Annotated in this window: 11 protein-coding genes and 1 pseudogene; 5 read left to right on the top strand and 7 right to left on the bottom strand. The window is 27.0% G+C overall.

Annotated features, from left to right (window positions below; translation table 11 throughout):
- Positions 1-297: pseudogene (locus AC8IGH_RS02620) on the top strand (5-methyltetrahydropteroyltriglutamate--homocysteine S-methyltransferase); the annotation flags it as partial.
- Entirely contained in the window at positions 294-1,469 is a 1,176-nt protein-coding gene (metZ, locus tag AC8IGH_RS02615; protein ID WP_507419164.1) for an O-succinylhomoserine sulfhydrylase, read from the top strand. The pseudogene AC8IGH_RS02620 and the gene metZ, both read left to right, overlap by 4 nt.
- 4 nt (positions 1,470-1,473) lie before the next feature.
- Here metZ and AC8IGH_RS02610 read toward each other — a convergent pair whose 3' ends face one another.
- Both AC8IGH_RS02610 and AC8IGH_RS02605 read right to left on the bottom strand, forming a co-directional pair.
- Positions 1,474-1,779, bottom strand: coding sequence for a (2Fe-2S) ferredoxin domain-containing protein (locus tag AC8IGH_RS02610; protein WP_507419163.1), 306 nt, complete (start codon positions 1,777-1,779; stop codon positions 1,474-1,476).
- Complete coding sequence (locus tag AC8IGH_RS02605; RefSeq protein WP_507419162.1) at positions 1,780-2,532, bottom strand: SDR family NAD(P)-dependent oxidoreductase; 753 nt, start codon at positions 2,530-2,532, stop codon at positions 1,780-1,782. It abuts the gene before it with no gap.
- A gap of 60 nt (positions 2,533-2,592) precedes the next feature.
- On the opposite strand from AC8IGH_RS02605, the gene fumC reads away from it, so the two are divergent.
- Positions 2,593-3,981, top strand: coding sequence for a class II fumarate hydratase (gene fumC, locus AC8IGH_RS02600; protein ID WP_507419161.1), 1,389 nt, complete (start codon positions 2,593-2,595; stop codon positions 3,979-3,981).
- Here the strand turns inward: fumC and AC8IGH_RS02595 are convergent.
- Entirely contained in the window at positions 3,978-5,384 is a 1,407-nt protein-coding gene (locus tag AC8IGH_RS02595) for an AsmA family protein (protein WP_507419160.1), read from the bottom strand. The two genes, fumC and AC8IGH_RS02595, sit on opposite strands and share 4 nt — an antisense overlap.
- A 99-nt stretch (positions 5,385-5,483) precedes the next feature.
- Between AC8IGH_RS02595 and AC8IGH_RS02590 the strand changes: the two genes are divergently transcribed.
- Positions 5,484-7,730 carry an ATP-dependent helicase gene (locus AC8IGH_RS02590; protein WP_507419159.1) on the top strand — a complete coding sequence of 749 codons (2,247 nt, stop codon included), beginning with the start codon at positions 5,484-5,486 and terminating at the stop codon, positions 7,728-7,730.
- Positions 7,717-9,450 carry a M24 family metallopeptidase gene (locus AC8IGH_RS02585; RefSeq protein WP_507419158.1) on the top strand — a complete coding sequence of 578 codons (1,734 nt, stop codon included), beginning with the start codon at positions 7,717-7,719 and terminating at the stop codon, positions 9,448-9,450. The genes AC8IGH_RS02590 and AC8IGH_RS02585 overlap by 14 nt, the downstream gene beginning before the upstream one ends.
- Here the strand turns inward: AC8IGH_RS02585 and ligA are convergent.
- The 4 genes from ligA to ftsA form a co-directional block, all read right to left on the bottom strand.
- On the bottom strand, positions 9,436-11,472 hold the full coding sequence (gene ligA / locus AC8IGH_RS02580; RefSeq protein WP_507419157.1) for an NAD-dependent DNA ligase LigA: 2,037 nt from the start codon (positions 11,470-11,472) through the stop codon (positions 9,436-9,438). The genes AC8IGH_RS02585 and ligA overlap by 15 nt on opposite strands.
- Positions 11,473-11,478: 6 nt before the next feature.
- Positions 11,479-12,303 carry an outer membrane protein assembly factor BamD gene (locus AC8IGH_RS02575; protein ID WP_507419156.1) on the bottom strand — a complete coding sequence of 275 codons (825 nt, stop codon included), beginning with the start codon at positions 12,301-12,303 and terminating at the stop codon, positions 11,479-11,481.
- 50 nt (positions 12,304-12,353) lie between these two features.
- Positions 12,354-13,271: a UDP-3-O-acyl-N-acetylglucosamine deacetylase gene (gene lpxC, locus AC8IGH_RS02570; RefSeq protein ID WP_507419155.1), complete on the bottom strand. Its 918-nt coding sequence runs from the start codon at positions 13,269-13,271 to the stop codon at positions 12,354-12,356.
- Between the two features lie 65 nt (positions 13,272-13,336).
- A complete protein-coding gene (gene ftsA, locus AC8IGH_RS02565) occupies positions 13,337-14,569 on the bottom strand; it encodes a cell division protein FtsA (protein WP_507419154.1) in 1,233 nt (410 codons plus the stop codon).

Raw genomic sequence — 14,569 nt, 5'->3', positions numbered from 1 at the left:
TTAGATGCTGATGTTATCTCCATAGAAACATCAAGATCTAGAATGGAATTATTAAAAACATTTGAAAAGTTTAAATATCCAAATGAAGTAGGTCCTGGCGTTTATGACATTCATTCTCCTAGAGTTCCTAACAAAAATGAGATGAAAGAACTTATTCAAAAAGCATCTAAGTTAATTGATAAAAAAAGGATTTGGGTAAATCCAGATTGCGGACTTAAAACTAGAGGCTGGCCTGAAACAATAGCTGCCCTTGAAACTATGGTCAAAGCAGCAAAAGAATTAAGAACTGAAAAATGAAAAAAACAACACTTGAAACAAATACTAATTTAATTCGAGGAGGATTAAACAGAAGTCAATTTAATGAAACTTCAGAAGCATTATTTTTAACATCAGGATTTGTTTACGATAGCGCTGAACAAGCTGAAGCTATTTTTAAAGGTAGTAAGAAAGGCTTTCAGTACACTCGCTACTCAAACCCAACTGTCGAAACATTTGAAAAAAGATTAGCGCTATTAGATGGTTCTGAGGATTGTTTTGCAACAGCAAGTGGAATGGCTGCTGTTTTCTTTTCATTAATGTGTCAATTAAAAGCTGGTGACCATTTAGTTTCTTCATCTGCTTTATTTGGATCCTGTAAAGAAATTATAAAAAATATTCTACCTAGATATGGGATTGAAGTAACATTTGTAGATGGAAAAAATATCAATGAATGGAAAAAAGCTATTAAGAAAAATACAAAAATTTTTTTCTTTGAAACACCTTCAAATCCACTTTTAGAATTAATTGATATTAAAGCTGTTTGTAATATTGCAAAAAAAAGTAAAATTAAAACTATTGTAGATAATATTTTTGCAAGTCCTGTTTTACAAAAACCAGTTTTACTAGGTGCTGACATTATTGTTTATTCTGGAACAAAACATATTGATGGACAAGGAAGAGTTTTAGGTGGAGCAATATTATCTTCAACAAAATTTAAAGAAAATATTTTAAAACCATTTTTAAGACATACAGGTCCTGCCATTAGTCCATTTAATGCTTGGGTTTTGTTAAAAGGTTTAGAAACAATTAAAATTAGAGTAGAGTCGCAATCAAATGCTGCCTTAGAGATTGCTCAGTTTTTAGATAAACATTCTAAAATTGAAAAAGTGTTTTATCCATTTTTAAAAAATTTTTCTCAATACTCACTTGCTAAAAAACAACAAACACTAGGCGGAACAATTTTAAGTTTTAAAATTAAGGGAAAAAAGAAAGAAGCATTTAAATTTATTAATAAATTAAAAATATTCGATATCTCCAATAACTTAGGCGATACAAAATCTATCGTAACTCACCCAACTACAACAACTCATCGTATTCTAACTGAAAATGAAAGATTATCCCTTGGAATAACTGAGAATTTAGTTAGACTTTCAATTGGTTTAGAAACCGTTTCTGATTTAAAAAAAGATATCTCAACAGCTTTAAAATAAAAAATTATATTTTTAATCTTTTGACAATCTTATTATTTAATAAATGAGAATTTAAAATCTCATCAATATCTTTTGAGTTTTTAAAAGAATACCACACTCCTTCTGGATAAATAACCATTACTGGTCCAAGATCACATCGATCTAAACAACCAGATTTATTAATTCTAATTTTTTTATTAAGATTTAAATTTTTAATCTTTGTCTTTAATTCTATTTGCAATCTTTCTGAGTCTTTTGAACTGCAACAACCCTTAGGATTAGAGTTAGGCCTTTTATTAATGCAACAAAAAACATGTTTTTCAAAAAACATTTAAATATTTTTTGTTAAAATTCTCACCAATAAAAAATAAATTGGTCTTGGTAAAATTTTTAAAATCTTAAAAATAATTTTCATTTGAATTGGAAAAGTAATGTCATATTTTTTACTTAACAATCCTTCAAAAATAATTTCAGCAGCTTTATCTGCTTCCATAATAAATGGCATATCAAATGTATTTTTTTCTGTTAATCTAGATTTAACAAATCCAGGATTTATAATACTCAATGAAATATTATTTTTGTCGCAATCAATTTTAATAGACTCAAAATAATTAATCATTGCTGCTTTTGAAGGTCCATAAGATGAAGAATTTGGAAGCCCGCCAAATCCTGCGAGTGAACTAATAGCTGCAAGATGGCCAAATTTTTGCAATTTAAAATGAGGTAGTAAGATTGAAAAACAGTTAATCATACCAAAAAAATTAACTGCAAAAGTTTTTTCAAATAAATCTAATTTTATGTCAAAAGTATCATGAGGCTCATAATAGCCTGAACAATAAACAGCCAAATCAATAGTTTTAAATTCTTTTATAATTTCATTAACGGTTCTCTGGCAGTTTAATTTGTCTGTGACGTCTAAAAAAAATGTTGATATCTTTGTTTTTTTTGAATTAAATTCTAATTTTAAATTTTGTAATTTCTCTTTGGTTCTTCCTAATAAAATTAGATTATCGCACTGATCTAAGTATTTTTTACCAAGTTCATAACCTATACCAAAAGTAGCTCCTATAATTACTACATTCATAAATTTTTCTTGATTAGCAACTGTTAAAAATTATCATTAGTGATATAAGATAATAACGATATGGCATCAAGAATTGAATCTGATAGTTTTGGTAAAATTAAAGTTCCAGCTGATAAATACTGGGGAGCTCAAACAGAGCGTTCACTAAAATACTTTAAAATCGGGAAAATATTAGTTCCGCTAGAAATAATAAGAGCTATTGCAATCATTAAAAAAGCTGCTGCTATTGTTAATTTTAATTTTAAATCTATTGATAAAAAAATCGCTCAAGCAATCATCAAAGCCTCTGATGAGGTAATTAAAGGAAAATTTAACAATCATTTTCCACTTAAAGTTTGGCAAACAGGCTCTGGAACTCAAACTAACATGAACGTTAATGAAGTTATTTCTAATAGAGCAATTGAAATATTGGGTGGTAAAATTGGATCAAAAAAACCTGTCCATCCAAATGATCATGTTAATAAATCTCAATCAACAAATGATACTTATCCCAGCGCTATTCATATCGCTGTAGCAATTGATGTTAAAAAAAGACTACTTCCTTCTTTAAAACTATTAGAAAGAGAATTAGCAGCAAAAGTAACTAAATTTAAAAATATTGTTAAAATTGGAAGAACACATCTTCAGGATGCAACCCCATTAACTTTAGGTCAACAATTTTCTGGCTATCATATGCAAATTAAGAATTGTATTAAACGCACGGAAATAGCTCTTAAAGAAATATATTACCTTGCTCAAGGGGGCACAGCTGTTGGAACAGGTATTAATACAAAAAAAAGTTTTGATAAAAAAATTGCATTAGAAATTAAAAAAATTACGAAGCTACCATTTAAAACCGCTCCAAATAAATTTGAAGCGCTTGCTAGTCATGAACCAATAGTAAATTTATCTGGTACATTTAATACTCTTGCTGTAGCCTTGATGAAGATTTCAAACGACATAAGATTTCTTGGCTCCGGTCCTAGAGCTGGTTATGCTGAACTTATTCTTCCAGAAAATGAACCCGGATCATCAATCATGCCTGGTAAAGTAAATCCTACACAGTGTGAAGCAGTTACGATGGTTTGTACAAGAGTCATGGGTAATCACACAACAATTACTATTGCTGCATCAAATGGACATTTTGAATTAAACGTATTTAAACCAGTAATTGGTCATAGTATGATTCAGTCTATCGATTTGCTTTCTGACTCTATTGAATGTTTTGTTAAATATTGCCTAAAGGGTCTTAAAGCAGATTCAAAAAGAATCTCTCAACTATTAAATAGTTCATTGATGTTAGTTACTGCTCTTGCTCCAAAAATTGGTTATGACAATGCTTCTATGATTGCAAAGAAAGCTCACAAGAATGGAACTTCTTTAAAAGAAGAAGCTTTAAAAAGCGGGTTAGTTGATGAAAAAGAGTATGATCGATTAATTAATCCAAGAAAAATGACACATCCAAATTAGAATAAAAAACTATAAATTCTAGGATCTAAAACATTTAAAATATCTTTATTTAATCGCAGATTAAATTCTTCCTGAACAGCATTCAGACTACTTTTGTTATATTTTTTACCACTATTTGAAACAATTTCATTCACAACAACTCTTCCTTTTCTCATATTTAAATCTCCCTTCATTTTTCCAGAAAAACTATCATTTGGTAAAAGTGCAATTTTTTCCCTGGCTCCATTAGTATTTTTATAAAAATTCTTAATATTAACGAGTTCAATTTGCGAATTAAAAAAGAAAATTGTTTCTCTATTTTGAGTTATAAAACGTCCGCTTATTTTTAATAAATCATTAGATTTCGAAATTAGATTAAGTTCTTTAACATGCACATCTCCACCTTCAACAACAATAACAGTATCTGCATTAGTAAAAAGATTATGATTAGTAACTAAATTTTTAAAATTTAATTTAAAGACTCCATAAAAATCTTCATGAATATTAAAAAGCTTATTGTGTACTAAATAGTCTTTAAGATTATTATTAGATAATTTTTTAAAATTTGTGTCTATAAAATTAAACTCACTAATAAAAGCAAGTCTTGGTTTAAAATCAATTTTTGCAGAACCTTCACCTTTATAAAGAAAAGAATTAACTAAAATATTTTTTAAATCTACATGATCTTCTTTTAAATCAAAATTAAATTGTAGAGTTAAATTATTTAATCCAATTGTACTTAAAGTATTTGCAAATCTTATTTTGGCATTGCCCAAAAATTCATTTTTTAAAAAATTAATATCTATTAGATTTGCATCAAAATAAAATTTAAGATCATTAGAAGTTATTGATAAATTACCAATAGTTTTTCCTTGATTTCTTGAACCTTGAAATTTGCTTACAAAAGGTAAATTAAAAAGATTTCCAGCTAAATCAAATCTTTTTATGTTTCCTTTACTAAAAATAATTTCACTATTTATATCGCTAATCTCAATAGTACTTTTATTTGAAAAATATTTTAAATCTAAGTTATGAATTTTAATTGTTTTAAAATCTTTGGTTACTTCTGTATTTTTAAAAAAATTATCAAAATAATTATTTTCTAACTCAATGATTCCATCAACAATTTCAACATCACTAACTTTAAAATTTTTAAAGATTATATCAAAAATATTAATACGGAGATTTATTTTATAAATATTTCCAATATAAGTATCTTCTTTTTTATTAATTTCAAAAATATCTACTGAAAATAATTCAATATGAGGCCTAAAGAAGGGTTTGTAAGAAATCTTTTCATTAATTTTAATCTTAATAAAAATTTTATCTTGAATCTCTTTTTCTATCTCAGGTTTGTAGCGATCAAGATCAATAAAAAATGGTAATAAGAAAATAATAAAAACTAATAACGCAAAAACAACCATCACGCGGCTATAGATTTTATGACTATAAAAAGACTTTAATTTCGTAAGAATCATTTAATTTTTGTTATATTATGTTAACTACTTGATCTATTTGATTTTATGATTTCCACTAGCCAAAATTACTTAATAAACCTGAATAATCAACAAAAAGAAGCTGTAATTCATACTGACGGACCACTACTAATTTTGGCTGGTGCTGGTTCTGGAAAAACTAAAGTTTTAACAACCCGAGTTGTTCATCTCATAGAAACAAAAAAGTGTTGGGCTAATCAAATTCTCTGCGTAACTTTTACAAATAAAGCTGCAAATGAAATGCAAGAAAGAATACTAAAACTTCTTAGCGCTCAATCTTCTTCTCTGCCTTGGCTTGGAACTTTTCACTCAATTAGTAATAAAATTTTAAGACGTCACGCTGAAGCAGTAGGTTTAAAATCTAATTTTACAATTTTAGATACTCTTGACCAGTTAAGGTTAATAAAAAATATAATTGAATCAGAAAACATAGATATAAAAAAGATACCCCCTAAATTAGTTGCTGCTTTTATAGATGATTGGAAAAATAAAGGTCTTATTCCTAGTGATGTTAAAGTTAATAATGAAAACTACATTAAAAATACTGCATTAAAAATATATAGAATTTATCAACAAAGACTGAAGATTATGAACTGCGTAGATTTTGGTGATCTAATCTTACACTGTGTAACAATATTTAAAACTATGACTGAAATACTAGAATTATATCATAATAATTTTAAGTATATTCTTGTAGACGAATATCAAGATACAAACTTTATTCAAAATATTTGGTTAAATTTATTATCGAAAAAAAATAATAATTTGTGCTGTGTAGGTGATGATGATCAATCTATCTACAGTTGGCGCGGCGCTGAAGTAAAAAATATTTTAAATTTTGACAAACTAAATGCTAATACAAAAGTTATTAAGTTAGAACAAAACTATAGGTCCACACAAAATATTTTAGATACAGCCTCTTCTTTAATTTCTAATAATGAAGATAGACTTGGTAAAAAACTTTGGTCTGAAAATTCTAAAGGAGATTTAATAGAAGTAAATTGTTACAACAATGGATATGATGAAGCAGTATCAATTGGAGATGAAATTGAAAAAAATTTATCAAAAGAATATTCGCTAAATCAAATATCTATATTAGTTAGGGCAGCTTTTCAAACAAGAGAATTTGAAGATCGATTTATAAAAATTAATCTGCCTTACAGAGTAATTGGTGGGTTAAAATTTTATGATCGAGCAGAAATCAAAGATGCTATTAGTTATATTAGAATTATATACCAAGAAAATGATGACCTAGCTTTTGAGAGAATCATCAATACACCTAAACGTTCAATTGGAGATGTTACTCTAAAAGAAATTCACAAAATTGCTAAAGAAAAAAATATTAATTTAGAACAAGCATCGCTCATATATTGTGAACAAGAAAATTCAACTAGTAAAACTATTTTAAGTTTAAAAAAAATTATTACTGATATTCAGTTATGGAGAAAATTATCAAAAGAAATAACTCATTATGAATTAACGGAAAGAGTCTTGGATGAGTCTGGTTATACTCAAATGCTTATGAATGAAAAAACTCCTGAAGCTGACAGTAAATTAGAAAATCTTAAGGAATTAGTATTATCAATGAAAAACTATAGTAGCCTTCAAGATTTTCTTGAAAATATCTCATTGCAAACCTCCCTAGATGAGGACTGGAATGGAGAGAAAATAAATATAATGACCATGCATGCTGCTAAAGGACTTGAATTTGACGTAGTTTTTTTACCTGGTTGGGAAGAAGGATTGTTTCCACATCAAAAATCGATTGATGAAAAAGGGCATCAAGCAATTGAAGAGGAAAGAAGACTTGCTTATGTGGCAATTACCAGAGCAAAGAAAAAGTTATTTATTTCTTTTGTAAATAATAGGAGAATTTTTGGTGGTAAGCGAGATAGAGAGATAGATTGGATGCCAACTCTTCCTTCTCGCTTTATTGAAGAGCTTCCAAGAGAAAACATCTGCAGAAAAAATCATTATTCTGAATATGAAAAAAATGATTTTGATTTCAACCAGGAAACTGATTATGAAAAACCTTCAAGAAGTCCTGGGTGGGAAAGATTAAAACAAGCAAAAAAAAATAAAAATAATTTTAATAAGATTAGCTACAGTAATAATAATACAATTTTTAAGGTTGGTGAGAATGTAAGTCATGATGATTTTGGTAATGGAAAAGTTATTCATATTGAAGATAATAAGCTTATTATTATTTTTAAGAAACATGGAGAAAAAAAAATAATTGATAAATTTATAAAAAAAAGTAATGAACAAAATTAATCAATTAAGAAATATTTTAAATCAACAAAATTGCGACGCCTATTTAGTCCCGAAGAATGATGAGTATTTTGGAGAATATGTTCCTAAATCTAAAGATAGATTAAAATTTATATCTGGATTTACCGGTTCGACAGGATTTGCATTAATTTTTAAAAATAAATCTTATTTATTTGTTGATGGACGTTACATACTCCAAGCAAAGAATGAAAGTAGTAAAAATTTTGAAATTTGTGAGATTCCAAAAGTTACACCTCATCATATTTTTAATAATATAAATAAAAAAATTACTTTAGGATTTGATCCTAAACTTTTTACTACTAGTAAGTTAAAAAATATTGTTTCTAATAGTTCTGTTAATCTAAAACCAATTAATATTAACTTAATTGATAAAATTTGGAAAAATAAAATAAAAGTTAGTAATAATAAATTTTATCTTTTAGAAAAAAAATACCACGGTGAAAACTATTTAAACAAAATTAACAAAGTTAGTAAATTACTTAAATTAAAAAATATTCATTATTTACTTATAACGGCGGTTGAAAATATTTCATGGTTACTAAATATAAGAGGATCTGATGCCTTATCTAGTCCGCTTACAAATGGAAAAGTTTTATTTAGTAAGAATGGTAAAATAATATTTTTTACAAACATAAAAAAAATTACACCTCAAATTAAAAAATTTTTTAAAAAAAGAGTAGTTATTGTTAAAGAAGAATTTTTTGTTAACTACTTAAGCAAAATAAAAAAATCTAAAATTTTAATAGATAGAAAAACATGTAGTTTTTATTATGAAAATAAGATCGATTCTACAAATAAACTTACTAATATCGAGGATCCTATATATTTATTAAAAGCTATAAAAAATAAAACAGAAATCAATAATGCAAAAATTGCTCATTTATTTGATGGAATTGCTTTAACTAAATTTATTTTTTGGCTAAAAAATAATTATAAAAAAAAAAAGATAACTGAAATATCCGCACAAAATAAATTAGAAAATTTCAAAAAACAGAACAAAGAATATTTATATCCAAGTTTTAGTACCATTTCAGCATTTGGAGCAAATGGAGCTATAGTTCATTACAAATCAAATAATAAAACCAACAAAACAATAAAAGCTAATAATTTATATCTTTTAGACTCTGGTAGTCAGTATTTCTTCGGAACTACCGACATGACTCGGACAATAGCTATTGGCAAGGTATCAAATTTTCAAAAAAAAATTTATTCAAACGTTCTTAAAGGTCATATTGCAGTTGCTTCATATAAATTAAATAAATCAACATTAGGAAAACATGTAGACAAAGTTGCAAGGGTCAATTTGCTAAAACTAGGTCATAACTATTCACATGGAACAGGTCATGGAGTTGGTTATTTTTTAAATGTACATGAAGGACCGCAAGCATTATCACCTTTTAATAATCATAAAATATTACCAGGGATGATCCTTTCTAATGAACCTGGATTTTATAAAGAAAATGATTTTGGAGTAAGAATTGAAAATCTAATTTATTGTGAAAAAATTATTAATAACAATTTGAAATTTACAAATCTCACAATGGTTCCAATTGATAAAGATTGTATTAACAAAAAGCTTCTAAATAAAAATGAAATAAATTGGATTAATAATTATCATCGAATAATCTTTCATATTCTAAAACCTTTTATGAGTAATATTGAACTTAAATTATTATCCAATGCTTGTTCAGCTATTTCTTGAAAACTTTAACCACTCTTTTTCTTCTATAATTCTAACACCTAATTCTTTAGCTTTATCAACTTTGTTCTTTGTTGGTTTAGACATGCCAATAACTAAATAATCTAATCTTTTATTAACAGAACTTAATATTTTTGCTCCTAGATTTTCTGCTAATGACTTCGCTTCAGATCTGCTCATACTAGAAAATCCTCCTGTAAACATAATGTTCTTGCCTGAAAAAAAACTATCAATCTTCTTTTCTAAAAAGTCTTGAATATTTAAAATTTTACTTAATTCATTTATGACTTTATTATTTTTTTTATCTTTAAAAAAATGTATTAAAGATTCAACTTGAGTTTCTCCGATTCCGTCTATTTCATTTATACTATTAATTTCATTCATTAAAAGTTCTGGATTACAAAGTTTTAAAAAATTTTTTATTGAAATAAAATAACGTGATAAATTTTTAGCATTTTCTTGTCCAATATGACGTATACCAAGGCTGTATATAAATTTTGCAAGGCTAATATCTTTGCTTTTTTCAATTGCAGCTCTCAAATTACTAACTGATAACACTCCCCAGCCTTCTAATTTTTCTATTTTTTTATAATCAAGTGTAAAAATGTCTTGGGGTAAACGAATAAAATTTAAAGACCAAAAATCTTCTACAATTTTTTTTCCAAAACCATCAATATCAAGAGCTTCTTTTGAGACAAAATGTTTAATTTTTTCTCTGGCCATGAATTCGCAATTAAATCCAGTGTCTGTGCATCTTTTAACTGCATCCAATTTTTTTGAGGTTTCGTTATAATCTTTAACTGCAGGCCGTCCACAGAGACATTTGTTTGGAAAAATAAATTTTTTACTATTTTTATCTCTTTTAGATTTAACAACTTCAACCACCTGAGGAATAACATCCCCAGCTCTTTGAATAATAACTGTATCGTTTAACCTAATATCTTTTCTATTGATTTCATCTTCATTATGTAATGTTGCATTAGATACTAAAACACCACCTACATTCACAGGATCTAATTTTGCAACTGGTGTTAGTGCTCCTGTTCTTCCAACTTGGATCTCAATCTTACGAATAACCGTTGTAGCTTTTTCAGAGGAAAATTTATGAGCAATAGCCCATCTTGGAGATGATGATAAACTGCCAAGTCTTTTTTGTAAGGTTAAATCGTTAACTTTATAAACAATACCGTCAATATCATAATCTAATGAAGATCTTATTTCTTCAATATGTAGATAACTCCGGATTAATTCATCCACTGAACTAAAAATTTTTGTAAGAGGATTTATTTTAAAACCAATTCTTTTACAAAAATTTAAAAAATTTATGTGTGTTTTAAATTTTTTTTCATCTATATCACCAATACTATGTGCAAAAAACTTTAAAGGGATTAACTTTGTTTTTTTTGAATCTTTCTGTCTTAATGATCCTCCTGCTGCATTTCTAGGATTTGCAAAGTCATTTTTAATTTTTTCAAAATCTTTTTTTCCAATATAAACTTCGCCTCTGATCTCAAATTCGTTATCTATGCTCTCCCCATGAAGAAATTGAGGGATATCTTCGATCGTTAATAAATTTTCTGTTATATCTTCTCCATACTCTCCATCTCCTCGCGAAAGACCCCGAACAAGCTTATTATTCCTATAAATTAACGATGCAGAAATACCATCAATCTTGGGTTCTGCTGTTAACTCTATTGGGGTATTTTTTTCAAAATTTAAATAATTTCTAATTTTTTTTAAAAAATCTTCAACATCATTCTTTGTAAAAGCATTATCTAAAGATAACATTGGCACAAGATGTTTAACTTTAGAAAATTTTTCTGAAGGTGCAAAACCTACTTTTTTTGTTGGGGAATTTTTATCTATAATCTCAGGATTTTTTTTTTCAAAATTTAAAATATCTTTTTTAATTTTATCATACTCAGCATCTGAAACTAATGGTTTATCATTTTGATAATAAGCTTTGTTTAGTTTTTCAATTAATATGATTTTTTCTCTGTACTCTTTTAAAGATAAAAACTTCATTAAAAGTTAATTAATTATTTTTTTAAAACTATCTAAAAGAGATTTATCTTTTTTAGGTAAAGTTGTAAGATTTGTTGAAACTAATAAATAACTCTTTTTATACCATTCACTAGAGTTAAAATTATAACCTAAAATTGCTGCAGTTTTATTAGCGTCTTCCACTAACCCAAGTTTGTGATAAATCTCAATAAGTCTATATAAAGCCTCTTCGATATAAATTGTTGTTTGATATTTATCTACAATCGTCTTTAATCTATTGATTGCCGCGGCCCATTTTTGCTTATTCATGTAGTATCTTGCAACGTACATTTCTTTGCCTGCCATCAAATCATTCAGCAGGTCCAACTTATATTTAGCATCATCCGCATACTCAGTATTTGGATAACCTTTTATTAATGATTTAAATTGATCAATTGCTTTAACAGTTTTTTCTTGATCTTTGGAAAATTCGCTCACTTCTTCAAAATAACAAACACCTTTTAGATACTCTACATAAACTCTTTCAGGGTTGTTTGGATAAAATTTTATATAACGCTCAAGCACAGAAAGTGTATCTGGACAACGATTTGCCTCGTAGTAAACATACGCCATCATTAGTAACGATTTTGGAGCCCATTCGGTATAAGAGTAATCCTTTTCTACCATTTTAAACTTTTCAATTGCACCTTCTGCCTTGCCTTCATTAAAATCATCCATGGCATAACCCCATAACTTAGGCAGACTAACTTTTTCTTTGGGAGGAGCCACTAAAGGCTTATCATTCGATGAAGAACAGCCTAACAAAAATGTTATAATTAATAAAATATGGAATATTATTTTTAGCTTAAACATTAAAATTAAAAGTTTTTATTAATTCTTTTAATTAAGTTTTACCACTAAAATTATAAATTCACTACAAGTTGATTTGGCAAATATGAGCTTATCGAAGAGAAGTTTTTTGTTTTTTGAGTTGTAAAATTCCATGCATTTTTATTTTTAATTAGTGTATCTAATAACTTACGAGTCATATCATGACCCCCTTGATAACAATTTACTTTTCCAATAATACAGTGACCTGCCAAATATAAATCTCCGATACAATCTAAAATCTTATGTCTCACAAACTCATCTTTGTATCTTAGACCATCTTGGTTTAAAACTTTATCTTCAGAAACAACAATTGCATTATCCAGGGAACCTCCTTTTGCAAGTCCCATCTTAAAAATATTTTCAAGATCTTTTTGTAAACAAAAAGTTCTTGAGTCATGAACTTCCATATATCCATTTTTTTCAAGATATATTTTTTTTCTTTGTTTTTTAATAACTCGATCATGAAAATCAATTTCATAATCAATTTCTAATTTATTTTTATTTGTTGGTTCAATTGAAATAGATTTGTCTTTATCTTTAACAATAATTTTTTTTAAAATTTTAATATATTTTTTTTCAGAATTTTGAACTGTTGCACCAACATCTTGAATAGCAATCGCAAACTCTTTTGAACTCCCGTCTAATATTGGTATTTCTTCGCTGTCAACTTCTACTAGGGCATTATCAATTCCCATGCCCGATAAAGCGGACATTAAATGTTCGATAGTTGAAATTGAAACATTTTCGTTAGAAATTTTAGTACACAACTTTGCAGGCAAAGCATTACTAATATGAGCATGAATAATTTTTTCTTTTCCTTTGTAATCAGTTCTTACAAAGGTTATTCCAGAATTTGGTTCTGATGGTTTAACTACAAGATTAGCGACTAACCCACTATGTAATCCCACTCCTTTAAAATTAATTTTTGACTTTAAAGTCTTTTGGTACATATTTTTTATAAAACAGATATTTAGTAAAATTCACATCAATAGCTAATCACCTTTTGTTACGATTTCTACTTTTGAAAAATAGATAAAAATCTTGAAAATAAGCCTGTATTTTTAAATTTAATTGGCAAAGCCTCGGAGGTAAATCCATAAAAATAGTTTTTAACTATTCCATAACAAACTAAAAAATCTTGCGACAAATTATTAACTAAATTTTGATCCTCATGTTTTTTTTGTAAAACAAGTTCTGTTCTTTGTGAAAAATATTTTTTTATTAAATTTGATAATCCAACTAAATTTGAGCCTCTTCCAGAGAGATAAATTTTCTTATCTTTTATATCAATTAGATTATATGATCTGATTTTTCTATAAATTAACTGCAGAATCTCTTCTATTCTAGAATTGATAATAGTATTAATCATTGTCTTAGAAATTTTTCTGAAATCATCGTCCGGAAATAAATGAACCGGCAAATATTCAATCTTGCCTATAATATTTTCATTTAATATACATTCTCCACACTCAATTTTAATTCTTTCTGCAACCTCTGTTTTAATATCAAGTATTTTAGCTAAGTCCTTTGTAACCTGATTTGATCCGTATGGAATAACGCCCACATAAAAAAGTGAATTATTTTCAAATATTGCAAAACTTGTCTTATCTTTGCCAAAATCAATGCAAATCACTCCCTCGTGTAAATCATCTTCATTTAAAAAAGATAAACCGAGGGCATAAGTGCCAAAAATATAATTTTCAACTGATAATTCGCAGGAATTGATAATATTTTTTAAATTATCAAGCGTAGAACGTTCAACTGTAATCGCATGAATATCAGCTGAAAAAATATTTGCTTTAAAACCAACTGGATTATCAACGACAATTTTTTTATCAATTTTATAATTAGAAGAAAATATATGTAAAATTGCTTTATCTTTATTATTTTTAATAATTTCATCTACAGCAATTTGTATAAGTCCCTGAATATCTTTTTCATGTTCTATCTGATCACCATACACATTTTTATATTCTGTTAATAAATTACTGGAAATATTTTCAAATTCTGCACTTACAATAATATTATCTAAAGAAATACCAGCTTGTTTTTCTGCAATTTCTAAACATTTACGTACTGCTAAATTTGCTTCGTGAAAATTTGTAATTAGACCTTTTGTAATTCCTTTTGATTCAACAATCGACTTTCCTAAAATTTCAATTTTATTATTTTTAAATTTTGCAATCAGGCACTTAATTTTAGATGAACCAATATCTATAGATGCGATTAATTCATTTTTTTGAATCAT

The sequence above is a fragment of the Candidatus Allofontibacter sp. genome (genome assembly GCF_038145245.1).
Classification (GTDB): Bacteria; Pseudomonadota; Alphaproteobacteria; order Pelagibacterales; family Pelagibacteraceae; genus Fontibacterium.
This window is presented reverse-complemented; position numbering and strand designations above follow the sequence as displayed.

Excerpts from the sequence above, each read along its gene's own strand:
- ftsA (WP_507419154.1), bottom strand. The coding sequence starts at position 14,569 with ATGATTCAAAAAAATGAATTAATCGCATCTATAGATATTGGTTCATCT.
- lpxC (WP_507419155.1), bottom strand. The coding sequence starts at position 13,271 with ATGTACCAAAAGACTTTAAAGTCAAAAATTAATTTTAAAGGAGTGGGA.
- fumC (WP_507419161.1), top strand. The coding sequence starts at position 2,593 with ATGGCATCAAGAATTGAATCTGATAGTTTTGGTAAAATTAAAGTTCCA.
- metZ (WP_507419164.1), top strand. The coding sequence starts at position 294 with ATGAAAAAAACAACACTTGAAACAAATACTAATTTAATTCGAGGAGGA.
- AC8IGH_RS02590 (WP_507419159.1), top strand. The coding sequence starts at position 5,484 with ATGATTTCCACTAGCCAAAATTACTTAATAAACCTGAATAATCAACAA.
- AC8IGH_RS02575 (WP_507419156.1), bottom strand. The coding sequence starts at position 12,303 with ATGTTTAAGCTAAAAATAATATTCCATATTTTATTAATTATAACATTT.
- AC8IGH_RS02585 (WP_507419158.1), top strand. The coding sequence starts at position 7,717 with ATGAACAAAATTAATCAATTAAGAAATATTTTAAATCAACAAAATTGC.
- AC8IGH_RS02605 (WP_507419162.1), bottom strand. The coding sequence starts at position 2,532 with ATGAATGTAGTAATTATAGGAGCTACTTTTGGTATAGGTTATGAACTT.
- AC8IGH_RS02610 (WP_507419163.1), bottom strand. The coding sequence starts at position 1,779 with ATGTTTTTTGAAAAACATGTTTTTTGTTGCATTAATAAAAGGCCTAAC.
- AC8IGH_RS02595 (WP_507419160.1), bottom strand. The coding sequence starts at position 5,384 with ATGGTTGTTTTTGCGTTATTAGTTTTTATTATTTTCTTATTACCATTT.
- ligA (WP_507419157.1), bottom strand. The coding sequence starts at position 11,472 with ATGAAGTTTTTATCTTTAAAAGAGTACAGAGAAAAAATCATATTAATT.